Origin of the sequence: Xenococcus sp. PCC 7305, assembly GCF_000332055.1 — a bacterium.
Lineage (GTDB): Bacteria > Cyanobacteriota > Cyanobacteriia > Cyanobacteriales > Xenococcaceae > Xenococcus.
Genome location: NZ_ALVZ01000181.1, coordinates 16,440 through 41,121, shown reverse-complemented (window position 1 = coordinate 41,121; position 24,682 = coordinate 16,440). Strand labels below are relative to the sequence as shown.

The window sequence follows — 24,682 nt, the reverse complement described above, 5'->3', positions numbered from 1 at the left end:
CTTCAAAGAGGCACTCGTAAAGGCTTTTTTCAAGATATCCTCTCTTTGTCCAAGTATCTACTATTCCGAAGTTGGCACCATCTCCTCGACTTTATGCTCGGCGATGCGGAACCAGAACCTTTCATCCCTGCAAATACTTCTTAATTTTTGAATTTGGAATTGCTGCAATGTTCGAGAAGTATTTTTCATGATCTCGGCTGAAACTGATGAAATACTGTATATTAGTCCAGCCTACGAGCAGGTTTGGGGAAGAACTTGTGAAAGTCTTTATGAAGATCCCCAATCTTGGTTATTTGCGATTCATCCCGAAGATTCTTTTAAAGCACTTGCCACCCTAGAAACTCAATTCCGCACTGGAGATGAATTCCAGGAAGAATACCGCATTGTCCGTCCCGACGGCTCGATCCGCTGGGTATCTGTAAATGCCTTTCCAATCCGAGATAGCTCGGGTAAAGTAAATCGCTTTGTGGGGATAGCTGAAGATATTACTCAGCGCAAATTAGCTAAACTAGCAATGCGTAAAAGTGAAGAGCAATTTCGCTTGACTTTTGAAATGGCTCCTATTGGCATGGCAATTACAGCGATTAATGGTCAGTTTAAAAGAGTTAATCAAGCTTTGTGTGAAGCTCTCGGTTATGAAGAGCAAGAGTTATTAAAACTTAGCTTTGCCGATATTACCTATAGCGAAGATTTGGAGCTTCATCAGACTCAACAAGAAGCACTGCTAAAAAATAAGGGATCTGACTTTCAAATCGAGACTCGATATATTTCTCGGGATCTCCAGATCGTAGATGCTTTGCTAAAAGTCGTCATAGTTCGCGACTCTAAAGGTCAACCATTACATTTCAACAATCAGATTGTTGATATTACCGAACGAAAACATATGGAGAAGCAATTACTCCATGATGCCTTACATGATTCTCTGACTGGTTTGCCCAATCGAGCTTTGTTTATGGATCGTTTAGATCATGAGCTGAAAAGAGCCAAGGCTCATCCGGATTATGTCTTTGCTGTCTTATTCCTCGATTTAGACCGCTTTAAAGTGGTGAACGATAGTGCAGGTCATTTAGTAGGCGATCAATTACTGATAGAGATTTCTCGAAGATTGGAAAAAACCGTCAATTTCACAGATACTGTGGCCCGATTGGGAGGCGATGAATTTACAATTCTGCTGGAAAATATTCATAATATCAAAAATGCGATCGCTGTTGCCGAAAAAATTGATCTAGCTCTTGGTGTTCCTTTTAAATTAAAGGGTTATGAATTGTTTACCTCTGCGAGTATTGGCATTGCCCTATCTTCTGAAGGCTACGAAAACCCCGATGAAATTATGAGGGATGCCGATCTGACAATGTATAGCGCGAAGGAACAAGGTCGGGCAAGATATGAAATATTTAACAGTTCCTTGCATGATCGAGCAATTACCCGTTTGCAATTGGAAACAGATATGCGTCGGGGAATTGAAAGAGAAGAATTTTTAATTTATTATCAGCCGATTAACTCTTTGAAAACTGGTAAACTTGCTGGATTTGAGGCTCTAGCAAGATGGAAGCACCCCGTGAGAGGGATTGTGTCTCCCGCCGAATTTATTCCCGTGGCAGAAGAAACAGGAACGATTATTCCTCTAGGAACTTGGATCATGGAAAGGGCTTGTAACCAAATGAAATTATGGCAGGAGCTATATCCTCAAAAATGCTCTCTCCAAATCAGTGTCAACCTTTCGGGAAAACAATTAAGAGACCCCTCATTACTCGAAAAAATTGACGGAATTCTTCAAAATACGGGTTTGTCGGGTGAGTATCTCAAAATAGAGATCACGGAAAGTAGTTTGATTGAAAATATGGAAGTGGCAACTCAAACCCTATTGGATATTAAAAATAGAGGTATTAAGTTGAGTATGGATGATTTTGGCACCGGATATTCTTCTTTGTCCTATTTACATCTTTTTCCCGTGGACATTCTAAAGATAGATCGTTCCTTTGTCCAAGATATTCAAATTAATAAGGGCAATTATGCCATTGTCAAGGCGATCGTCACTCTGGCCCATGTGCTAGAGATGGAAGTGATTGCCGAAGGGATTGAAGATTCCTTTCAATTAGAACAATTAAAATTGTTGAATTGTGAATATGGACAAGGTTATTATTTTGCTAAACCGCTAAGTAAACAACAAGCAGAGGGCTTGATTGCTAATTCGATTCCCATAATAAGTACTATTTAGACAGTAGTTTATTTCTCGGTAATCTAAGTTTTGACCGCTAAAAAAAATCCTGTGGCAATCATGAGCGCCCCCGCAGTCATATTGAGTCTTCTCTTGGCTCTAGAACTCTCAAAAATAAATCTAGCTCGATTTGCCAGATAGGCATAGACAAGTTTGGACCCACCCACTGCGATCGCAGCAACAACCATAATTATCCCCACCTCAAAAACGGAAACTTGAGATAAATCTAGGAAAGCAGGAAAAAAACTCATATAAAAGAAAATTGCTTTGTGATCGGCCAAAGTAATCAACAGCCCAGTCATAAAATTGCTTAGCCAAGATAATTCTTTAATTTCTTGCCCCTCTAGCAAATGCGATCGCTGATTCCCTGAGAGCGAGACATTGCGTGATCGCCACAATTGAATTCCTAACCAAATGAGATAGGCCGCACCGAGATATTTCACGATCATAAATAAACTACCCAGGGTTTCGGCGATCGCAGATAAACCGTAAATGGCTAAGATAATGAAGATAAAATCGCCAACTACGATCCCTGCAACAGTAATCAGGCCATGAGTAAATCCAGATGAGATAGATCTTGCCACCACAGCAAAGACACTAGGACCAGGGATCATAGCCAAAACAAACATCGTGCCAAACAATGCAAAAATACTGCTCCAGGTCATAACCCTCTTTCCTCATCCCTTATCCCTCGTCCCTCATCCCTTATCCCTCATCCCTTATCCCTCGTCCCTCATCCCTTATCCCTCATCCCTTATCCCTCATCCCTCATCCCTCATCCCTCATCCCTTACTTATCCCTCATCCTTTATTAAGTCGTATTTAGTTGAATTCTAAGCTCATTTTCAGGTAATACTGGGAACTTTAGTTTGGTGAGTACAATTTTATTGATATAAAATCTCCAAACCTATGAAAATTCATAAGTATTTCAATTTAGGATTATTGATTATATTAGGACTTTTGCTGGTTGTGGCACCAGCTAATGCCCAGGAAGCAGCTAGTAGTGGAGGCTTTAATCCCCAGGACATCTTACGCAATGCCCTCGAATGGGTAGATAGTCTGGGAGCAGTTGGCGCGATCGCGTTTATGCTAATTTACATTATCGCTACGGTTGCTTTCCTCCCCGGTTCGATTCTGACTCTGGGGGCCGGAGTTGTCTTTGGGGTCGTTCTAGGTTCTATCTATGTTTTTATCGGGGCGACCATTGGTGCAGCCCTAGCTTTTCTGGTTGGTCGTTATGTTGCTAGGGGTTGGATATCAAAAAAAATTGCGGGTAATGATAAATTTGCGGCGATCGATAAAGCAGTGGGCCAAGAAGGTCTAAAAATTGTTTTATTAACTCGACTTTCCCCAATATTTCCCTTTAACCTGCTGAACTATGGCCTGGGAGTCACAGGAGTTGCTTTCAAAGATTATGTTCTCGGCTCAGTAGGTATGATTCCCGGAACGATTATGTACGTTTACCTAGGTTCTCTAGCAGGTAATATTGCCACTATTGGTGGTGCTGACCAACCAACTAATCCCACGATTACTTGGGCAATTCGCATCATTGGGTTTATTGCCACCGTTGCCGTAACCCTATACGTCACCAAAGTTGCACGTAAAGCCTTAGACGAATCTATTTCAGTGAACAGTTAACAGTGAACAGTTATCAGTAAATTTTCAATTTTCCCCTATTCGAGGACAAGCAATTTTCAATTAATTATGAATATGCAAGAACACGCTACAACAATTTCTCCTCTAGATAAGTACAATCAAGAATTACTGAGTAATGTTCATCCGTCGGATTGGCAAAATCCTCAACCAGCAGATTTATACGACTTAGTCGTGATCGGTGCAGGAACGGCGGGGCTGGTCACGGCAAAAGGTGCAGGCGGTTTAGGAATAGGGTTAAAAGTTGCCCTGATTGAAAAACATCTCATGGGAGGTGATTGTCTTAATGTCGGTTGTGTACCGTCTAAATGTCTAATTCGTTCTGCCCGAGCTGTTGCCGATATCCGTGATGCAGGCCCTTTAGGAGTTAGTTCTTCTGGGGAGACGGCAATTGATTTTCCCGCGGTGATGGAGCGGATGCGACAAGTTAGAACCAAAATTAGCCCTGTGGATTCTGCCATTAGTTCCAAAAAAGCTGGGGTTGATATGTTCTTTGGCGAAGGTCATTTTAATAGTGATCAAACCATTACCGTCGGCGGACAAAAACTTAGATTTAAAAAAGCTGTCATTGCCTCGGGTGCTAGAGCCGTCAAACCCAGAATTCCTGGTATCGAAGATGTAGGTTATTTGACCAATGAAACAGTCTTTTCCTTGACCGAAGCGCCGAAAACATTAGCGGTAATCGGTGGTGGCCCTATTGGATGTGAACTGGCTCAGGCTTTTCAGCGGTTGGGCTCTCAGGTTATTTTGTTTCATCGTGGGCATCATGTTTTAAACAAGGAAGATCGCGATGCAGCGGAAATTGTGCAAAAGGCTTTAATTAAAGATGGCATTAGATTAGTCTTATCCTGCCAAATGGAAGGTGTGGAAAAAACCCCCGAAGGCAAGGAAATTCGCTTTAATTGTGATGGTCAAACAGAATCTATTGTGGTGGATGAGATTTTGGCAGGGGCTGGCAGACAACCGAATGTGGAAAGCTTAAATCTAGAAGCTGTGGGTGTGGAATATGATCCGAAAAAAGGAGTAATTGTTAATGACAATTTACAAACCAGTAATCCGAAAATTTATGCAGCGGGGGATATTTGCATGAATTGGAAGTTTACCCATGCTGCCGATGCCGCAGCTCGGATTGTTCTCAAAAATACGCTGTTTTCTCCTTTCGGTTTTGGTAAGTATAAACTTAGTGATTTGGTTATGCCCTGGGCGACCTATACTGACCCTGAAATTGCCCATGTGGGAATGTATGAAGAAGATGCGCAGGCGAACGGAATTGATTGTAATATTATCAAAATTGACTTTGATGATGTCGATCGCGCTTTAGCAGAGGGAGAGACTGAGGGTTTTGTTAAAATTCTCCATAAGAAAGGTTCTGATGAAATTATTGGGGCGACTATTGTGGCTCGCCATGCGGGGGAAATGATTAGCGAAATTACCACGGCGATCGTGCATAAAATAGGTTTGAGTAAAATGTCGAGTGTGATTCATCCCTATCCAACTCAAGCTGAAGCCATTAAAAAAGCTGCGGATACTTACCGTCGAACTTTATTGACCCCCAAGACCAAGAAGTTATTGGGTTTGCTAACAAAATTTTCTTAAGTATTTTTTTAATGCTCACTCTAAACCAATCGTGTAATGAAAATTTCCTTCGCCAACATTCTTGGTTAAAGTCTGCATGATTTGATTTGTATTATCGTAAGGCCCTGACATAAAATAGGGCTTTCCTTCACGACCAAAAGTTAATTTTAGTTGGTTGTTCCAAGTACCTAAATGTTTTTCGGTTTTCTGGAAATCTTTATGGGGTTTTAATCCTAACCCGGCAGCATAATCGATCGCGCCATAGACAATTGCCTGTGCTTGTTCTAAGGTAATCTCTTGATAACCTTCGGGAAATCCTTGAAAGGCCATTTCAATAAATTGTCGATATTGGACATCATCCATTTTTCGTTCACCTATGGTGTCTTTTAGTCCCAAGCACCAATAATCAATCAAATAACTGCAAATCACAAAACGCTTATAGCCTGTTTTTCTTGCCACCAAAACCATTCCTAACCCGCCGATACCCTGCTCGTCAAGCTCCTGATTATTTAACAAACGCCCTGCACAGCCAGCATTGACCAAACATTCGGCAATTGGCGCTAATTCTCCTGATTTTCCCTTGGCGATCGCTATTTGTTCAGCATTTTGCTTAATCACAGAATTAACTTGGGATGCTTTTAGTCCTAATTTACGGGCAATCTGCTTGGAGGTTAAACCTTTAGTGCGTAATGCTAAAATTTCTGATTCTGATTCTGGGGTCATGGGGAAAAGTGATTTGAGGATTATGACGATAGTCGGTAAATAGTATTATGATGCCTCCGAACATTTCTTTCTCAAGGCATTTATACTTTTTAATGAGGGGAATCACTATTTTCAGGCGTGATTATTTTCTATAATAAGATTTCTGATGGGGTGACAACAAACTAGGATGTAGAGCAGGGAAAGCTTTGATGAGTTGCGATCGCTGAAAGCTCTAGTCTCAATATAAGTGAAATACTGACATCTGAAGACTCCTTGTTTCTTTGCGCGAAACTTAACTATCGCTATGATTAAATTTATTAAAATCAGTGAAGCAAATTTAAAGTTTACTTCTTATCCTAATTTAAAGTTAGTTAGTGATTTTCTTTGTTTAGTATTTTTGATTACTTGGCTGATTTGGTGTGTGTATTTTAGTTATATTGATTCTTCATTAATTTGTCACAAGACTACTTTTAATCACGTTGATTGTGTTCTACAAGAATCATCGCTAATTAATCATCATTTAACTCAAACAAGCATTAACAATCTTAGGAAGGCAAATAAGTCTTTATTTAGTAAAAGTAGTGTCATTGCTCTTCAAACTAATCCCAATTTTCCATATTTTAAAATTATTGGCTTTCAGAAAACCTATTATTATCCTAGTAGCTCTTTTGCTTTAGTTAATTTTAAATATATACTACCTCAAAATTGGTTTAAGCCATCTCAACAACTTGCCAAAATTAATCAATTCATTAAAGGTGAGCTTAAAAACAAATTTCTAGCAGTAGAGCGCAGTCTTAATTGGATAGAGTTATTAATATTGGGATTTTTTACTCTTTTTATTCCCTTATTATTAATATTCAGCATAATAAAAGGTGTTGTCACTATGCCAATGAAAACTATTTACGAATTTGATGGCATTAATAAAACTTTGTTAGTTTCTCAAAGTAAAATATTTAAACCAAATATTATTAAGGAATATGGCTTTGATCAAATAAATCAAATTAGGTTAGAGACAGATGACTCTAAAAATATTATTAATGGATATATCATCCTACAATTTAATCCAGATTATGATTATCCTATTGGAGAGTTTATCAATGTTGAATACGGACAACAAAAATTTCAAATTATTCAGGAATTTATTACTAGATATAAATAAATTGATTACCAATTTGATTACCCAAACACTTATTTTTTATTATGGGTAAAACCTGTCTAACCAACCTAGATTAATGAATTTGAAGAACCTCTCAAGAAGCACAAATATCAAGTTATTACTGGCTTAATTTATTCAGGAGAGATCAGGCGAAGCCTAATACTGCGCGATCGCAGCTAAAAGCGCGATCGCACTGCACAATCCAGTAGACGCAGGCGTAAATAAGCTATCTATCAACGAAGAGCAAAAAGCTGATGTATCAAGACTTATTACTCATTACTTATTACCTATTACTTCCGCACAGCGCTACTAGTCATATATCCTAGCTTCTAATGCACTAGGATTCTCTTCGCAATATAGTTCAAAATCACTTTTTGGACTTTCGACAAAATCGCTTTTATGCATGAGATCACTAATCGAAATAATGCCTTTTAAACCATCTTGGACCACCGGAGCACGACGAGTTCGAGTATTAGCAAACAGGCGAGCTACATATTCTACACCTAAATTTGGCTGTACTGTAATGCAAGGTTTGGTCATAATTTCAAACACTCGCATTTTCTTGGGGTCATTGCCATAGGCCGCTACTTTATAGATAATATCGGTCTCGCTGACAATACCATAGGGATCGCGATCGCTACGAGGCTCTACAATCAAAGCTCGTAATCCTTTTTCCTTCATGACTTTTACTGCTTCGGCTACAGTGGCTGAGCCGCTAATAGTTACAACATTAGTCGTCATGATATCTTGGGCTGTCATCATAATTGCCATCTCCTCAAGGTCAAAATAATTTGGGAATTAGTCTTCATAAATCCGACATTCTGGAGCATCGGGATTGGCAGCGCAATATTCTTGCAAGGAGTTGTTGGGAGTTACTTTGCTCTGGCGCTTATGGGAAGCTGCTGCTTGCAGTTCTTCTACAATGTCCCAAGCCGCAGCACATTCAGGAGAAGTTTTCCCTTTAGCCGCACATATTTCCCGCGCATCTTCTCTGGCAGCGTCAATGCGATCCTCAAGGAAAAGCTGTACTTGTTCTTCCGCAACATCACTTTTTCTGAGAATGTCACTAACGGAAACTATACCCAAAAGTTTTCCTTCAATCACAGGCGCACGACGAGTTCGAGTATTAGCAAACAGGCGAGCCGCATATTCTACTCCTAAATTTGGCTGCATTGTAATGCAAGGTTTAGTCATAATCTCAAACACTCGCATTTTCTTGGGGTCATTGCCATAGGCCGCTACTTTATAGATCACATCAGTTTCGGTGACAATGCCATAGGGATCGCGATCGCTACGAGGCTCCACAATCAAAGCTCGTAATCCTTTTTCTTTCATGACTTTTACTGCGTCCGCCACAGTGGCTGAACCACTAATAGTTACGACACTCGTCGTCATGATATCTCTTACTCTAAGCATTTAAGTCTCAGTTTTTTGGGAATTATTATTAACTTATCTCATTGTATTTATTTCTAAGAGTTCAAAGCTATAGTCTCAACTGCTTCTCTAGAGCATTGCTAAATTGTTCATAGTTTGCTCTCCCGACCACGCGATCTACTTCTTGTCCATTTTTAAAAATTAAAACTGTCGGAATACTACGAATGTTGTATTGCTTAGCATTGTCTTTGTTTTGATCTAGATCGACTTTAACTACTTGAGCTTTTCCTTGATATTCGTCTGCTAGTTGATCCATAAGAGGAGCAATCAAACGGCAAGGTCCACACCAAGTTGCTGTATAGTCAACCACAACGAGATTTCCTTGATTAATTAGCTCCTTAAGTTGAGCTCCTTGAGCATATTCCGCTTTGATAGTTGTTGACATAATTAATACCTAAATATTTTGTTAAATTGTCTTGATAATGAACAGTTTTGCGCTTCCAAATCTTTATTACCTTTTTGGTCTTGTAAGCTTTTGTGCAAAAGACAAAGAGCTAGATGTTGCGTAACATCTCTCTTATCATAAACTTTAAAGACCTCGATGTGAAGTAAATTTCTATAATCAGCTCGACTGTTGTGATTTCCCAGAGCTATTTTCTAATTACCTATTCAGTTAGAGCTTTGGTCTAAAAATTATTCGCTAAGCCTAACTTTATTTAATAATTCCTGATTTTCCCGTTCCAACTGTTGTATTGTATGCTGCAAAGATTCAATTACCGTGTACATCTCCATCGGATCAAATATTTTCAAAAGACTTGTTTGCGTTACGATTCCTAGCTCTTTTCCCCAGTTCCAAGACACAACTAATCGTCTAATTTTTTGAGATTTCATGATTTGATGGGCAGCTAATAAAGAATCTTTTGGGCCAAGCAATAATAAGGGTGAACTCATGACCTCTTTTGCCGCGATTTGATCTAAAGATAGTTGTAACGTTTGGAATTTTACAAGATCCCGTTCAGTAATGATTCCTATAGGGTGTCTAATTTCTCTTTCTGGATCTTCAGAGACAATGACAACACAACTAACCCGATTTCTCGCCATGAGTTGAGCGATTTCTTTAATCGAGTGATAGGCAGTCGCGGTGACAAGGTTGCGACTCATGACATCAGAAACTCTCCTTAATTTCAGCAAATTTGCGGGTCGCATCGCATCGCGAATTGTCGCAGGGGAAATAACCCCGAGAAGCCGATCATTGTCATCGACTAAAGGTAAGTGGCGAATTTGATAGCGACGGAATAAAAATAGTGCGGCAAAAATATCAGAAAAGTTATCTTCTTTAAGGGTGACCACCGGATGGGTCATAACTTCGGTGACGGTAAGATTGGCAAAGGAGGTCATCGAAGCTGTCAGCTTAACAATATCTCTTTCAGTTAAGATGCCCAAGATTTTTTCATCTTTGAGAATTAAGGCACAACTAGAACGTAACTGATGACCAGACTTTTCCTCTACAGACATCTCTTGGTCAGATAAAACACAGCTACTACCTTGAGCCTGACTCATGATAGCGATCGCTTCGAGTAAGGGAATTTCCGGCGTAATAATAAGAGGGTTACGGTCGATTGTCGTTTCTAAATCGGGTGTGGCAAACAAGTTGCGATTCACTTCCACAATTTCCATCCTCAAGAGAAATGTTACGAGAAAAATCCTTCATTCCATATATTATTTCACATTGAGGCATTTAGGGTTTATGATAAGAGAGATGTTACGCAATAGTAGATTGTATGGACTTGAAAACAGTGCTTTGGGTGCAACAAAGGTTATTTGAGATCTGAAGCGCTAGTAGGATTCTTGACCTGAATTCGGGGATTTTTGCCATAAAGCCGATCTAACACCCGCTTAACAGAAATCTTCTGCCAATTACTGCCACGCTTAGTCCTATAGCCGTGTTCATTGAGCCAGTTAGCGATTTTCTGCAACGATTTCCCCGATTTATGATGACGGCGAATCAACTCAATGATTTCTTGCTCAGTCGGATCGTCTACTAACTTTCCCTTAACTGCTTTCTGACCAAAGGCAGGCGAGCCATAACCCGCATAACCCCCCTGTGCTGCTTTTGCTTGTCGTCCCCTCTCTAGGCGTTCCCATACAGGGTCAATTTCTGGATTTCCTGTATTCATCTCAAAACCCAATAAACAATGATCTCATTGTATTTTATCAAGATAAACTTATAAACAATATGGCAACTTACACAGTTAAGCTAATCAATGAAGCAGAAGGCATCAATGCCACTATCGAAGTAGCTGAAGATCAGTTCATCTACGATGCAGCAGAAGAACAAGATATCGACTTGCCTATTTCTTGTCATTCTGGCTCTTGTTCTAGTTGCGCCGGAAAACTTATCGAAGGCAGTATAGATCAATCCGATCAAGCTTTTTTAGATGACGAGCAGCTAGCCGCAGGATTTGTTCTTACCTGTGTAGCTTCTCCGACCTCTGACTGTACTATTATGACTCATCAAGAAGACGAACTTTACTAATTTATCTGTCTGCACTTTGCCGGGCCTTTAAACACCCCGCCCTTACTCCTTTGAGAATTGGGACGGGGTGCCATCTTGGTTAAAAGAATTATATTGATGATTTTAGGCAATTAATGCCGAAGAAAGAAAAACTATCCCAGTAGATACAATTGCTACACCTAATATAGGAATTAAATACTTAGCTGATACAATTATGCGAGCTTTATTAGCAATAAAATATATTCCGAGAGAAATTACTAGCTGAATCATGATAAAGCCAATCAAATAAGCAAACATCGGAGTGGGTTCTGCGCCAAAAATACCTTCCCCATAGGCGAAACCGTGAAATATTCCAGCTAATCCAGCTAGTCCAGAAATTTTCAATCCATAATTAAAATTTTTCTTGCGTTGACTTTTAATAGTCAATAAGATGCCAAACAAGACCACTGAAACCGCGATAACTATTTCCGGAATAGGTAAATTAATTGATAACAAATGTATGCCAGCACCAATACCTGTGGCGAGCACAAAAGCAATAGGTATTAAAATTCCTCCTGTTATTTTCAAGGCAAGCAAACCACTAGCAATTACAAAAGCTAGATGATCGAAACCAATTACTGGATGTCCAAAACCCGACATGATGCCTTCGAAGAAATTGGCGGGAAGCCTTCCATCAAGAGGGTGATGAGCCAAAGCTGGAGCTGTTATCAATAGTTGGATAGCAATAAAAGCTAATACTACTTTGCGTAAATAAGAATTCTGCTTCAATGATTTCATGTTTTATTTCCTCTATTTCACCACTAAGTTAAACATGTTAGAAAGCCGGATAATAGCTCAGCTTCGTTGAGATTGCGGCCAATAAATACTAATTCGTTATTGCGTAATTCCGTCGGTTTCCAGGGTTTTCCCGGTCTGCCATCCAAGGTCATATGAACTCCTTGAAAGACAAATCTGCGATCTTCATCATCAACATTAAGGATGCCTTTCATGCGAAAAATATCCTGCCCGATCGCCTGAACTAATTGATTGAGCCACTTATTTAGTTTCACACCATCAACAATTCCTTCATTCGCGATCGCGACAGAAGCGACAGATTGATCATGTTCATGGGCGTCTTCATCCAAAAATTGCGGGTCGATTGTGAGGGCATTTTTAAGATCGAAAGCTCCGATTCCCAAAACAAAGTCAATGTCTATATTGCAGTTTTGAGTAGACTGAATTTTTGCGATCGCGTTGAGGCTACGAATTTTTTTGATTAACTGTTCTCTTTCTGGATCACTAACCAAATCAATCTTATTGACCAAAATGACATCTGCAAAAGCAATTTGTTCCTGAGCCTCATTGCTTTCCCAATGGTTGTGAACGTATTTTGCATCGACAACAGTGACAATAGCATCTAGTTCTGTCTGTTTATATAAAATTTCATCGACAAAAAAAGATTGAATAACTGGGGCTGGGTCGGCTAAGCCGGTAGTTTCAATGACTAAATGGTCGAAACTATCACGGCGCTCCAGTAATTTACTGATGATGCGAATTAGATCTCCCCGCACAGTACAGCAAATACAACCATTATTCATCTCCACAATTTCTTCATCGGAATCGACAACCAATTGATTATCAATCCCAATTTCACCAAATTCATTGACAATTACAGCTACTTTCTTGCCATGTTCCTGAGTCAGAATATGATTTAGCAGAGTGGTTTTCCCCGCTCCCAAATAGCCAGTTAAGACAGTTACGGGGATTTTAGTTAGTCTTTTCCTTCTCATCATCCTGTTTACAATAAATTATTTCAGCAGTGCGCTGTTCCAATTCTTTGGGATCAATCAGTTCCGATTCAATTGCCAGGCGTTCCAAAGCGATTAGCCAGCGTTGATAATAATCCCAACTGGGATCGTCACGCTCATGTTCTGATTCCCATTCTTCAATAGAAGCAATTAACTCCTGACGAAAGTCTTCCCATTCATAGTGACCTTTCTTGGCCAATGCGAGGGCCATACCAAAAGCGGTACCTTCCCAGTCACGAGCAAATTGCAACTCGCCATTATTCCTTGGGGGTGATTCTTCGCTACCGAGCAGGCTAGTTGCGGCAAAATGTTCAAATCTTAATTGCATTGTAATTAATCGATAGTAGACAATTTTTTGTAGTTTAGGCCGAAACTAGAGCTACACCCATCATGGCTTCTGGCGTTACCAGTTTAGCTAGTTCAGCTTCACTCATCCCTTCTGTTCCCTCAGGTCTGGCCGGTAGCACAAACCAACGAATCTGTGCACTACTGTCCCAAAGACTAATAGTTACGTCTTCAGGTAATTCCACACCAAATTCTTGTAGTACCGCTCTGGGTTCTCTAGCTGCTCTCGCTCGAAATGTCGGGTCTTTAAACCAATAGGGAGGTAAACCCAAGGTTGGCCAAGGATAACAGGAACAAAGAGTGCAGATGACTATGTTATGCACTTGCGCCGTATTTTCGACAACTTTCATATGCTCTCCTTCTGCTCCAGACATTCCTATGGGCAAACCAATATCGGAAATCGCCGCATTGCAGTCTTCTAACAATTTGGCTTTGAACTCAGGATCGCTCCAAGCCTTAGCCACAATTTTTGCCCCATTAAAAGGACCCATTTCCGTCTCAAAATAATTGAGAACTTTGTTTACCGTTTCTCCTGAAATAACTCCTTTTTCAATCAGGAGTGATTCTAAAGCGCGAACGCGGGCAGCACTGTAGATTTCGCGATCGCTATCGTAACCAAAACCGTCATATTTAGTCATACTAGTTTAATTGTTTATCTGTTTGATTAGTTATGCAGCTTCTAGATAAGTTTCAAATAAATCGTTGTAGTAAACGTTATTTGGCTCTGCCATCTCTCCCCATAATTCAATGGCTTCAAATTTAACGTTATAAACGGGCATCGGCTTACCCAACCCATCTGTAGTTGGGAAAAAGTAAGTATAAGGAGCATCGTAAACCACATCAATAATGCCAATCTTCCCCTGGAGATTTCCTGGCAAACGGGTATGGTCTGTTGGTGGGATACTTTTGACGCGAATCTTATCTCCTACAGCAAATTTGGGTTTAGTCGCAATATCCCTTTCCGGGGAATCGCCTTCTCTGAGGTACTTAATTACCTGCTCATCGATCGCGGGTTCCAATTTATCAGGCAAGGGTGCATTGTCCAAATTGCCATCTTCTAAATAGAGTGCAGTTTTCGCGTCTAGTTCTTCTTCGGTAATATATCCTTCTTCGATGAAAAAGCCAGAAATTCCCCCTAACCATTTTTCGTAATAGCGAAATTTGAAGTAATCAAAGGGGTTCATCCCTTCTGCTCCCATACGGAGATGTCCCCAAGTCCAGGTGCTTTTAAAAGTTGTCGGGACTGTACTTATCGAATAGTCGGGGACAGAATCGGTATCTAAATGACTACTTAAGGCCATCATCGCCACATGAATACCGAAAATTCTTTCTTCCCAAGGCATAACAAAAACTCGCTTTTGGAATTCAATTTCCCCCAGGTTTTCGATACCTGCAATATTATGCTGTATTTTCATGCTGTTTACTATCTATGCTGATTGTTGATTTTGACGTGGCAAGTCTCTTTTCGGCAAAAACCTCCTTCTGCCGTCTGCCATCTTCCTTCTGCCTTCGTTTGACTTTATAAATCCATAGCCACCCGAAAACCGATAACTCTATTTAATAAATGCTCAGGATAGCCAGAACGATGGGCTGAACGACATTGGGATGGCTTATTTGCCCAAGAACCACCTCGAAGAGTCCGCCAGGCTTGATGGCCATTTTGAGCCCAAACTTTGCTATTGTTCGGCGCACCATGATAGTTTTCATGCCAGGGATCGGCACACCATTCACAAACATTGCCATGTAAGTCATATAGGCCGAAGGCATTGGGTATAAAACTACCAACCTTTGTTGTTTCTTTGCGGTAGGCAATTCCCTCTTCCGAAGCATAGACATAGTTACTAGCATAGTCGGCCAATTCACTAGTTAAAGTCTCGCCATAGGCAAAAGGGGTTTGCGTATTTCCTCGACAGGCATATTCCCATTCCGCTTCTGTCGGTAAACGGTATTGCTTTCCTGTATGAGCAGATAGGCGATCGCAAAACTCTGTCGCCTCCAACCAAGAAATACTATCTACAGGATGATTGTCACCTTTAAAATGAGATGGATTTGATTGTAACTTGAGGTTAATTTGAGGAAGCTTCGCGACTTTGCTCCATTGGATTTGAGTTATGGGATATTCGCCAAGAAAGAATTTTGCAACTTTGACTTTATGAACAGGACGTTCGCGATCGCTACTTTCTTTTTCTTGGGCAGAGGCACCCATGATAAATTCCCCTTGGGGAATAGACACCAAAGACAAAGTTTGGAAGTCGTCTAAATTCTCTATATAGAGCCTGGCATTATGATAAGTATGTTCTTTTTCTCGACCCAGGCGATTGACTTGAATAGTCGCAAAATCAAATCTAGGCAAATCTGATATCTCAGCCTCAGGTACAGTAGCAAGAGCTTGATTTCTGTGAACTGCCGTGACGAAACCTGCTCCTCCATAACCTGCCAATTTAAAAAAGTTGCGTCTCTTTATTTTGAGCATTTTTGCAGCTGTTTAATGGTGATATGTCTTTATTTAGAATCTTGGAAAACACTCAACAAGAATTGGGGTTAATACTTTCTAAATTTCACATTTACTATCATTCAAGGTCTAGCAATACATCCTTGGGAAAAATATTTTCATGAGATGAATTGATAACTATTGATTTAGCTTAAGGAAATAAGAAAAGACCACAAACAAGTAATGGTAGTAGAAACTATCTATACCACTAGATATAAGACCGCAAGCATTGTCAATCAATTCTTGCCGACAAAGGAGTGCTTTTTTGATATATTTCAGTAAATAATGAAAATACGCGAAAATATGTACTTTATGATACATAAATGTATTTTTATGTAAAAATAATGTTATATGCAATCTATAAGGGGCGTAAACGAAAGCTAAACAAGTTAAGAAGTAGACTTTTTATGGGCACCTATTACCGTTTATCTTTGGGCGTAAATCAACAATGTAATGAAAATTTTCTGCTTCAATAATTGTCTCTTAAAGTCTGCATGATTTGAATAGTCTTGATAGTAAAGCCCTACATAGAATTAAGATTTTCCTTCACGAGCAACAGATTTTTGATAAACTAGGCGTCGATAAGTCGAGCCGTAATGTTCTGCCATTGTGTTTCTTTGGTTCAGAAAATTCAAGCATTAAAACAACAGAAAAACAATTAATGAGCAATGAGAATTTAAATCATCCTATTTTGACAAAAAGTTTTGCGCTTATAGATGCGGAAGTGGGAGAGCATGGTTTGAGTGCAGCTGAATATGCGATCGCGCGAAGAATTATTCACTCCACAGCCGATTTTGATTATCTTAATTTACTTCAATGCAGTCCTAATGCGATCGCTTCAGGAATTAAAGCCTTACAAGCGGGTGCCCCAATTGTTACTGATGTCACAATGGTGCAACAGGGAATTGCCACCTTAGTCGGTAAAACATTTCAAAATCCCATTATTGCTGCTATTAGCAAAGCCCCAGTAGCTGACCCTGGTAAAACCCGCACCGAAACAGGATTATTAAAATGTTGGGCAGAATATCCCGAAGCTATTTATGTTATTGGCAATGCCCCCACCGCATTGTTGGCCTTATGCGATCGCATGAATAATTCTGCGCAGATTCCTGCTTTAGTAATTGGAGTGCCTGTGGGTTTTGTCTCTGTCGTCGAATCGAAACAGGCATTAACCAAAGTGAATGTGCCGCAAATTCTGGTTAAAGGAAGAAAAGGAGGCTCTCCTGTGGCGGCTGCAATTATAAATGCTCTACTAATTTTAGCCCAAGAATATCTTTGATAACTGATAAATTTAAACTTTGTAAAAAAGCAGAAGACAGGACTGCTGCCCTCTGCCTTCTGCCCTCTGCCTTCTGCCCTCAAGAGCAAAGCTCGTCAAATTTCAGATTCAAAAGCAACTCCTTCATCCACAAAAGTACTGGCGAAATCATTACGAATCGACTCAGCTTCCGTGCCTGCGGCATACAGATAATTATTGGGACTATTGAGATTGCGGAAACGGGAAAACTCCGTTGCCTCTCCTGAACCCGCACCATAAACTGAAAAGGCTCGACCCTCTTCTACGAAAACAGTCGCTAAATTGGGATCATTGTTAATGCTGTTACGCTCATCCTCTCCCACATAAAGATAGGTTCCCTGTTCACTGCGGAAACGATATAAATCAATCAGACCATCTTGAGGCTTGGCAGATACGGTGAGAGCAAAACCTTCTTCGGTGAAAGTATCAGCAAAATTTGCCCGAATACTCTCAGCTTCATCACTTCCCGCATATAGATAAGATGCTTGGCCAGCGATCTCACCACGAAAACGAAATATATCAGTATCAAGTTCAGTTAGGACAGTATCTTCCCTAAAAGCAAGATTTTGAATCCGATTATCCAGTTCAAAATCACTATCTTCCAAGTTAAAAGCAGTTTCTGCAAAATTGGCAGCCAAAAACTCAGCCAAAGCATCTTGCTCTGAACCATCGGGAGCAAAAGTCGCTGCTCCAGTGCGAATTTCGGGAGTGGGATTGTCTGAATCCTCCGTGACCAAATCAACTCGATTAGCAGATTCTCCTGTGGGGAAAGGATAATCATCACCACCATCAGCAAGAAAATTTAGGGTGACAACGCGGAAAGTACGACTGCCATCGCCAACTAATTCCCCATCAGCCACTACAGTATCGATGATTGTCCCATTGTTATCTACTACGGCAAGGGAAATCACCCTGTCTCCTGCTTCGCGGGTCGCATCAAAACTAAACTTCAGGCCGCCTACTTGGGGAAAACGTCCAGGGGTTGCACCATCTTCGGTTTGGGAAACTCCATTTTCAATAACATCTAACAGTTCTTGAGCACTAAGAGTCAGTAAAGTTAACTCGTTATTGAATCGCAGACTATTAGCAATATCAAGTTGGGAAATCTCTCCTGCTTCTTTTCCGGCCAACTCATTGGCTGCTGGTGGGGCTTTGATAAAGTCATTAAGACTAGTTGCTCCAGCAGGCACAATAATCTCTCCAATGTCATCGCGAATTCCGCCGCCATTCTTAATCGAAATGACGACACTATCATCTATCTGTTGTGCTAGAGCTAAATTTGCATCAGCAGTTAAATTACCTAGGTTAGTTTCTTGTGTTCGGACATCACCACGAGTACCGTTGAGAAAGACTTCGGTACTACCAAAGATATTACCTTCAACTGCAGCGATAACCTCTGATAACTGATCGGTAATTGCCACAATTTCGGGGTCGGGCGTTCCTCCAACTGCAGCTACTCCTATTTCATCTGTGGCATAAGCTCCACTGATATTGGGGTCAATGCTTTCTGGGATAATCAAACCTTCAGCATCAAAATCTACGACTAAGCGACCGACATATTTATAGTTTCCTTCGGTATTGACTATCGCGATCGCATTGCCATCAGCAGCTTCTGTCAGAATTGGGTAAACTCCATTAGCCTCATCTCCTGCCCGCAGTCGATCTGTGTCGTCAGCAAGTAAAGTATTAGAGCCTCCCGCCACTATGATATCAACATCGGTCAGTAATTCTGCCAGTTGTTGCTCAATAGAAATTTGCTGCATATGAGCCAGCACAATCACTTTATTGATATCAGGATTCGCCGCCAACAAACCATCTACCGAAAGCTGAATTTCAGCTGCTAACGCCGCCATATCTTCGGGATTAGTCGAGTCAAACTCCAGCGGATTAATGGTGACATCCCCAGGAGAACTGATACTAGCTAAAGTTGGCGTAGTAGCCCCCACGACCCCGATGCGTTCTTCGTTGACGGTGATGATCGTATTGCCAGCAATTTGGTTGGTAATGGCACTGGCTTCTTGACCATCTGCAGTAACTAAAGGAGCCAGATTTTCATCGGTGCTAAAGTCGAGATTGGCACTTAAATAGGGAAATAAAGCACCTGCATAGTTATTTTCGGTATCTGCTTGAATTATATCGGCAACAGTTCCAGTGCCGAGGTCAAACTCATGATTTCCGAACGCGATCGCCTGAAATCCCAACTTATTTTGAATTAAAATATCACCCCTACCTTGTCCGCCAAATATAGTTTCACTGGCGGAGAAAAAAGGGCCAGGGATATAGGCATCGCCGGCAGACAAAACTAGAGTGTTATCAAAATCATCTTGCAAAGCATTGAGTACGGCACTAAAATTGGGTGCATCTTCCAAGGCAGCAATTCCAGCTTCTTGATCGGCTGTATGAAGTAGTTGTAGAGTGAAGAGTTCATCCATAAAATGTTAAAACAAAAAAATATAAATCTCTCTTAACTTACTGTTTCTTTCTCAAGCCTTTGTAAATATGAGATCAATCTTTGATTAAGAAGAATTTAAGGGAATATCATCTAATTCAATAGAATATTCCCCTAAACTAGGACTAACTTTTTGAACTTTTAAATTTCAGATTCAAAAGCAGCACCCTCATCCACAAAGGTAGTGGCGAAATCATTACGAATCGACTCAGCCTCTGCACCTGCGGCATACAAATAATTATTGGGGTTATTGAGATTGCGGAAACGAGAAAACTCCGTTGCCTCTCCTGAACCTGCACCGTAGACTGAAAAGGCTCGACCCTCTTCTGTAAAAACAGCAGCTAAGTTGGGATTATTGTTAATACTATTGCGCTCATCCTCACCTACATAAAGATAGGTTCCCTGCTCACTACGGAAACGATATAAATCAATCAAATCATCTTGGGGCTCGGCAGATACGGTAAAAGCAAAACCCTCTTCGGTAAAAGTATCAGCAAAATTTGCCCGAATACTCTCGGCTTCATCTCCACCCGCATATAGATAAGATGATTGTCCAGCGACCTCGCTGCGAAAACGGAAGATATCGGTATCAAAATCGGAAAGAACAGCTTGATAAATAGTAGTTGTATTACTGACCTCATTAGCAATCACCAAGAGCGGCTCCCCATTTGGACTATCATCAGCGGAGATAAAGGTTAACCCTTCAGGCGCAATATCAATGGCATCACCATTTTCATTCGTCGGATTAACATAATCAACAAATTCCGCATCAGTCGGATCGGAAATATCATAAATTATCACCCCGCCAATTCTTTCTAAACCAACAAAAGCATAGGGAATATCATCGATTTTCCCGATAACAAGGCCCTCTGGTTCAATACCTTTAGCATTACTGCGAGAATCAAAAGAATCAATAGTGCCTTGGGAATTAAATAAATTGGGAAATAATTGAGCGGTTATAGTTTCCAACTCATCTCCACTATCGAAAACCAAATTGCCGCGACTATCCCAGATCGTAAATGAGCGACCGCCATAGGCAAATAATTGATCATAATCACCATCACCATCGAGATCTCCATCGATCGCCGAAATTTCCAAACGACCTAAAACCGCATCATCTTGTAATTCTGCCGCATTAGGAAATACTGTGGGGTCAAGGATAATATCAGCAACTCGCACATCCTCATCCCTAGCATCTCCCTCATTGGCCGTCACATAAAAAGTTGCGCCGTCAACCTCGTAGCTAGCCACGGCATCAGGTTGAAAAAGACCAAAAATCGGATAGTTTTGGAGGTTTATGCTGCCATCTTCATCGCTAGCATCTAAAACTAGGGGATCAAATTCAATGATACCTAAAACAGTTTGAGTCGGGTCGGGATTAAAAGGAACTGAGCCATCGACGGGTATCGGCTCATCCAATAAACCAAAGTCATTGTCGTTGATAACTGCTAAAGAGCCATCATCTAATAGCGCTAGTCCTTCGGGTTTATCCCCTGCTAAATAACCAATCGAAGGTAGATTGAGAATTTTGGTTTTGCTAACAGCATTTACTCCCAGCGCCAGCAATTCATCCGCAGTTTGCCCTTCTAAGGCATTATCTGCATCAGTGGCATTTGATAACTCTGTACCCAAAATATTAGTGGCTCCAGTGAGATCGACTTCAAAGATAAATTTCTTCGAGTCGGTATCAGTTCCTGAATCGCGCTCAATAACTTGGAATTTGCCATTGCCCACATAAACCGCATCACCGATTTTATCGACTCCGGCTGAGCCTTCGAGGAAATAAACATATTCTCCTGTAGGCTGTCCGGTAGCAGGATCAAGTTCTAATATTCTCAGAACTTGGGAATTGCGAGAATTTTCATCACTTCTCAGACCCTGTTCACTAGCCTCGGTGTTAGTGATATCAGGATTGTCAATGGGACTTTGGATAAAAGCATAAAGCAGACCATTATCAGTGTTGAGCGCCATACCTTCAAAACCGCGATTAGCACGACGTTGGGCATAAACTTCTGGGATTGTTTCTGTGCCAAAAGTTCCCGCGTCTGTACCCGCTGCTGCTGTGCCAATGGGAATAAAGCGATCTATTAATACTCCATCTGCGCTGAAGTGATAAATTGCGGGACGATATTCATCAGACATCCAAAAGGTGCCATCTGGTGCCACCACAATAGATTCCATATCGGCGCCAAAGGGATCATTGTCTAAAGGATTGCCGTTGAGATCTACTGGTTCTTCATCGGTATAAGCTGAGCCGGGATCTCCTGCTTGAAGATTGGGCAATCCTGTAATAGGAGTAACACCATCTTGGCGAAATAAGTTAATCTGTTGGGTAATTGCAATCTCACCAGTTTCGCGATCTAGGGTGAAACGAACTAATCTAGCTTGATAATCGGGTAAGGGAAAAGGACGTTCATTTAGGCCATCACCGTCTACATCTGTTGGCTCCCCGTTTGGCCCGCGATCTGGTGTGGCAATAAACTGTAATTGACCATTTTCGTTGGTGCCTTCATAGAATAATCCAGAAAGACCTCCTAATAATATTTCTTGTCCAGCAGGGGTTGTCCCCAAAACTTCGCCACTCAAGTCCCAAGGATATTGAGTCAATTGGGGAGTGCCTGGACTGTAATTTTTGGTCCCTAAAGGCTGGATTTCGGTGATGGTACCTGCGGCAATATCTAAAACTGCTACAGCATTGTTTTCTTGTAAGACAATGTACGCTGTGCTGCCATCGGCGCTAACGGTAATAAATTCTGGTTCGGCATCTTCGGCGAAAGTTTTATCAGGAAAAATCCGTACTCCCCGACTGCGCAACTGCTCTGATAAACCATCAAAAGCCTCAAATCCTGCGGTAGTCACTGTGGCATTGGCTACTCCCTCAGCAAGCTCAATAATACTGATTGAACCAACTGGATCGACATCATCTCCTGGTTCTCCTTCATTAGCTACCAATACTTTGGTGCCATCGGGGGTAAAGGTCACCATGTCGGGTAACGCCCCAACGGTAACTTGTCCGAGTAGAGTTCCCGAAGTATCAAAAAAAGCAACTACTCCTGGATCTTGTGTCGGATCGCTGGCCACCGCAGCAGCGACAATGCCATTACTTACTGCAACGCTATTAATTCCTGCATCAATAGTATCTAGCTCAATAGAGGAGACTAAACTCGGATTAGTGGGATCTGCTAAGCTCAGAATATCGATCGCGTTAGTAAAAGCATTAACAACAAACAAGCTTTGGCTGTCTGGATCATAGGCAGAAATTTCGGCGCCGCCTTCTTCTCCGTCGGGAATTTCTACTTGATATCTACCAATAACATTGAGGGTATCTAGAACCATGGATTGTTAATTCTCCTGAAATTTAAAACCGTACGATCTTATTCGATAATTTATTCCAACAAGAGGTCATTGTATGACAATCAACCACAATTTAGATCGAAGGTTAAGAGGCTTAAAACCGACAAATTACTGTAATCTATTGCTGTGACAAAATCTAATCAATAATTATTTTTTCTTTAATTTTTAATGGGTTAAGTAATAATTATTTGATGTTTAATTTTAAGTTAATCAAACTAGATTAATAATCTAATAGAACTTTTCTGAGGCTTTTTAGATTGTCCAACTATAGCTATCTGAATCACATGACGGGAAATAAAGATTATCTTTTAAGAACTTACTGATAACTGATCACTGTTAACTGATAACTGAAATTGTCCATCTGCGAAACAGTTCGACAATAATGCGATATTTTCCTGCGCTTTCTTTGATGACATCGTGGCGTTCTAGAATTGCGATCGCTGCGTTTAAGTTCTCTATATCCAATCGCCTAAAACCTAGTACCAGTCTTCATGAGTATAGAAATTGCCAGATCGTGTCTTGACTGGTTGACAAATAGCATTTTCTTAAAAACTCGATATATAACTTTTCAAAATTTCGCCAATGTTAAGAACTAAAGTGCAATTTTTCAAGACTTCCTGAAAATTGATTAGAGTGGGATAATATATCCATTCATACATACTTCTCTAGGTAGCACCATGATTGATGCCATCATAATCATCATCTGTATCTTCGCAGCAATCAATATTGGATTTGATAGCCTGCAATTCCTGCCACAAGACATTTTGATGCAAGTGTCTAATATTTCTGCACTCCGTTTTACCCTCGCAGGGTTTGCCGCGATTATTGGTTTGGGAGTTGGGGTTGCGATCCAGACTACCTATCGTCGACTCGAAAAACAAGTCAGTAAAACTCCCATCGAGGTGATTATTACTAGAGCGATCGGCCTGGCTATTGGTTTGTTGATTGCTAACCTGATGTTGGCTCCCATGTTCGTGCTACCGATTCCCGAAGAATTAAGTTTCCTAAAGCCCGCGATCGCGATTATGGGCAGTGTCATGTTCTCCTATATGGGAATTAGCCTCGCTGATACTCACGGCAGAACTTTTTTACGATTGATTAATCCTGGCAGCCTAGAAAGTATTTTGGTCGCAGAAGGAACGCTAGAAGCTATTTCTAGTAAGATTTTGGACACTAGTTGCATCATTGATGGCAGAATCGAATCTTTGCTAAAAACTGGGTTTTTAGAAGGCAATATTATTGTTCCTAAGTTTGTCCTACAAGAGTTACAAAATCTGGCAGATAACAGCAACGATCAAAAACGCATTCGTGGCAGAAGAGGCTTAGATATTCTCAATCGCGTTCAAGGAGAATATCCCGAGAGAATTATTATTCGCGATACCAATTACGAAGAGCTTGATACTGTAGATGCCAAATTAGTTCTTTTGACCCAAGAAATTAACGGTATTTTATTAACTAATGATTACAACCTGAGTAAAGTTGCTAACTTACAGGGTGTGTCAGTTCTCAATGTAAATGATTTGGCTCAATCTTTGCGTCCTCTCTATTTACCAGGAGATAATTTAGATCTAAAGATCATCAAACAAGGCAAAGAACCACAACAAGGTATTGGTTATCTTGATGATGGCACGATGGTAGTTGTGGACGAAGGCCATAATTATGTTGGTGGAGAAATTCAGGTGATTGTGACTTCTTCTCTGCAAACTTCAGCAGGCAGAATGATCTTTGCGAAGCCAGGCAATGAGATGACTATTAAACATTAAACAT

22 protein-coding genes and 1 pseudogene are annotated in these 24,682 nt (G+C 40.7%); 7 read left to right on the top strand and 16 right to left on the bottom strand.

The features are described 5' to 3' along the window. Positions 1–187: 187 nt before the first annotated feature. Positions 188–2,218 (top strand): bifunctional diguanylate cyclase/phosphodiesterase, encoded by a 2,031-nt coding sequence (locus tag XEN7305_RS13560; RefSeq protein ID WP_006510017.1) that lies wholly within the window; start codon positions 188–190, stop codon positions 2,216–2,218. 23 nt (positions 2,219–2,241) lie between these two features. Here the strand turns inward: XEN7305_RS13560 and XEN7305_RS13555 are convergent, their stop codons facing one another. Beyond that, complete coding sequence (locus XEN7305_RS13555; RefSeq protein ID WP_006510016.1) at positions 2,242–2,883, bottom strand: LysE family translocator; 642 nt, start codon at positions 2,881–2,883, stop codon at positions 2,242–2,244. Between the two features lie 243 nt (positions 2,884–3,126). Between XEN7305_RS13555 and XEN7305_RS13550 the strand changes: the two genes are divergently transcribed. Further along, a complete protein-coding gene (locus XEN7305_RS13550; RefSeq protein WP_006510015.1) occupies positions 3,127–3,855 on the top strand; it encodes a TVP38/TMEM64 family protein in 729 nt (242 codons plus the stop codon). A gap of 66 nt (positions 3,856–3,921) precedes the next feature. After that, positions 3,922–5,466 carry a mercuric reductase gene (locus XEN7305_RS13545; protein ID WP_006510014.1) on the top strand — a complete coding sequence of 515 codons (1,545 nt, stop codon included), beginning with the start codon at positions 3,922–3,924 and terminating at the stop codon, positions 5,464–5,466. A 15-nt stretch (positions 5,467–5,481) separates the two neighbouring features. Here XEN7305_RS13545 and XEN7305_RS13540 read toward each other — a convergent pair whose 3' ends face one another. Next, positions 5,482–6,168, bottom strand: a complete 687-nt coding sequence (locus XEN7305_RS13540; protein ID WP_006510013.1) for a hypothetical protein — start codon at positions 6,166–6,168, stop codon at positions 5,482–5,484. A gap of 283 nt (positions 6,169–6,451) precedes the next feature. Between XEN7305_RS13540 and XEN7305_RS13535 the strand changes: the two genes are divergently transcribed. Continuing rightward, positions 6,452–7,306: a hypothetical protein gene (locus tag XEN7305_RS13535; protein WP_006510012.1), complete on the top strand. Its 855-nt coding sequence runs from the start codon at positions 6,452–6,454 to the stop codon at positions 7,304–7,306. Between the two features lie 306 nt (positions 7,307–7,612). Here XEN7305_RS13535 and XEN7305_RS13530 read toward each other — a convergent pair whose 3' ends face one another. From XEN7305_RS13530 to XEN7305_RS13510, 5 genes are all read right to left on the bottom strand, one after another. Further along, a complete protein-coding gene (locus XEN7305_RS13530) occupies positions 7,613–8,065 on the bottom strand; it encodes a CBS domain-containing protein (protein WP_006510011.1) in 453 nt (150 codons plus the stop codon). 36 nt (positions 8,066–8,101) lie between these two features. Continuing rightward, positions 8,102–8,719, bottom strand: coding sequence for a CP12 domain-containing protein (locus XEN7305_RS13525; protein WP_006510010.1), 618 nt, complete (start codon positions 8,717–8,719; stop codon positions 8,102–8,104). Positions 8,720–8,786: 67 nt separating this feature from the next. Next, positions 8,787–9,122: a thioredoxin gene (gene trxA, locus XEN7305_RS13520; RefSeq protein WP_006510009.1), complete on the bottom strand. Its 336-nt coding sequence runs from the start codon at positions 9,120–9,122 to the stop codon at positions 8,787–8,789. Positions 9,123–9,370: 248 nt separating this feature from the next. After that, positions 9,371–10,354, bottom strand: a complete 984-nt coding sequence (locus XEN7305_RS13515) for a CBS domain-containing protein (protein ID WP_006510008.1) — start codon at positions 10,352–10,354, stop codon at positions 9,371–9,373. 140 nt (positions 10,355–10,494) lie between these two features. Then, a complete protein-coding gene (locus XEN7305_RS13510) occupies positions 10,495–10,854 on the bottom strand; it encodes a recombinase family protein (protein ID WP_006510007.1) in 360 nt (119 codons plus the stop codon). Positions 10,855–10,913: 59 nt separating this feature from the next. Here XEN7305_RS13510 and XEN7305_RS13505 point away from each other — a divergent pair, with 59 nt between their 5' ends. Then, on the top strand, positions 10,914–11,213 hold the full coding sequence (locus XEN7305_RS13505; protein WP_006510006.1) for a 2Fe-2S iron-sulfur cluster-binding protein: 300 nt from the start codon (positions 10,914–10,916) through the stop codon (positions 11,211–11,213). 102 nt (positions 11,214–11,315) lie between these two features. Here XEN7305_RS13505 and XEN7305_RS13500 read toward each other — a convergent pair whose 3' ends face one another. From XEN7305_RS13500 to XEN7305_RS13475, 6 genes are all read right to left on the bottom strand, one after another. Then, positions 11,316–11,969, bottom strand: a complete 654-nt coding sequence (locus tag XEN7305_RS13500; protein WP_006510005.1) for a HupE/UreJ family protein — start codon at positions 11,967–11,969, stop codon at positions 11,316–11,318. 23 nt (positions 11,970–11,992) lie between these two features. Then, complete coding sequence (locus XEN7305_RS13495; protein ID WP_006510004.1) at positions 11,993–12,961, bottom strand: GTP-binding protein; 969 nt, start codon at positions 12,959–12,961, stop codon at positions 11,993–11,995. Beyond that, the gene (locus XEN7305_RS13490; protein WP_006510003.1) at positions 12,939–13,307 is read right to left on the bottom strand and encodes a nitrile hydratase accessory protein; all 369 of its coding nucleotides are present in this window, start codon (positions 13,305–13,307) and stop codon (positions 12,939–12,941) included. The genes XEN7305_RS13495 and XEN7305_RS13490 overlap by 23 nt, the downstream gene beginning before the upstream one ends. 34 nt (positions 13,308–13,341) lie before the next feature. Continuing rightward, positions 13,342–13,962 (bottom strand): nitrile hydratase subunit alpha, encoded by a 621-nt coding sequence (gene nthA / locus XEN7305_RS13485; protein WP_006510002.1) that lies wholly within the window; start codon positions 13,960–13,962, stop codon positions 13,342–13,344. A 30-nt stretch (positions 13,963–13,992) separates the two neighbouring features. Next, entirely contained in the window at positions 13,993–14,739 is a 747-nt protein-coding gene (gene nthB / locus XEN7305_RS13480) for a nitrile hydratase subunit beta (protein WP_006510001.1), read from the bottom strand. A gap of 104 nt (positions 14,740–14,843) precedes the next feature. Next, positions 14,844–15,797, bottom strand: coding sequence for a formylglycine-generating enzyme family protein (locus XEN7305_RS13475; protein ID WP_006510000.1), 954 nt, complete (start codon positions 15,795–15,797; stop codon positions 14,844–14,846). Between the two features lie 679 nt (positions 15,798–16,476). Between XEN7305_RS13475 and XEN7305_RS13470 the strand changes: the two genes are divergently transcribed. Then, positions 16,477–17,094 carry a cobalt-precorrin-8X methylmutase gene (locus XEN7305_RS13470; RefSeq protein WP_006509999.1) on the top strand — a complete coding sequence of 206 codons (618 nt, stop codon included), beginning with the start codon at positions 16,477–16,479 and terminating at the stop codon, positions 17,092–17,094. Positions 17,095–17,189: 95 nt separating this feature from the next. Here the strand turns inward: XEN7305_RS13470 and XEN7305_RS13465 are convergent. The 3 genes and pseudogenes from XEN7305_RS13465 to XEN7305_RS30035 all read right to left on the bottom strand — a co-directional run. Further along, a pseudogene (locus XEN7305_RS13465) lies at positions 17,190–19,532 on the bottom strand (bifunctional metallophosphatase/5'-nucleotidase); the annotation flags it as partial. Between the two features lie 170 nt (positions 19,533–19,702). Continuing rightward, the gene (locus XEN7305_RS13460; protein ID WP_006509997.1) at positions 19,703–22,897 is read right to left on the bottom strand and encodes an esterase-like activity of phytase family protein; all 3,195 of its coding nucleotides are present in this window, start codon (positions 22,895–22,897) and stop codon (positions 19,703–19,705) included. 354 nt (positions 22,898–23,251) lie between these two features. Beyond that, positions 23,252–23,380 (bottom strand): hypothetical protein, encoded by a 129-nt coding sequence (locus XEN7305_RS30035; RefSeq protein ID WP_255325061.1) that lies wholly within the window; start codon positions 23,378–23,380, stop codon positions 23,252–23,254. 212 nt (positions 23,381–23,592) lie between these two features. Here XEN7305_RS30035 and XEN7305_RS13455 point away from each other — a divergent pair, with 212 nt between their 5' ends. Beyond that, on the top strand, positions 23,593–24,678 hold the full coding sequence (locus tag XEN7305_RS13455; RefSeq protein ID WP_006509996.1) for a PIN/TRAM domain-containing protein: 1,086 nt from the start codon (positions 23,593–23,595) through the stop codon (positions 24,676–24,678). The last annotated feature ends 4 nt before the right edge of the window (positions 24,679–24,682 follow it).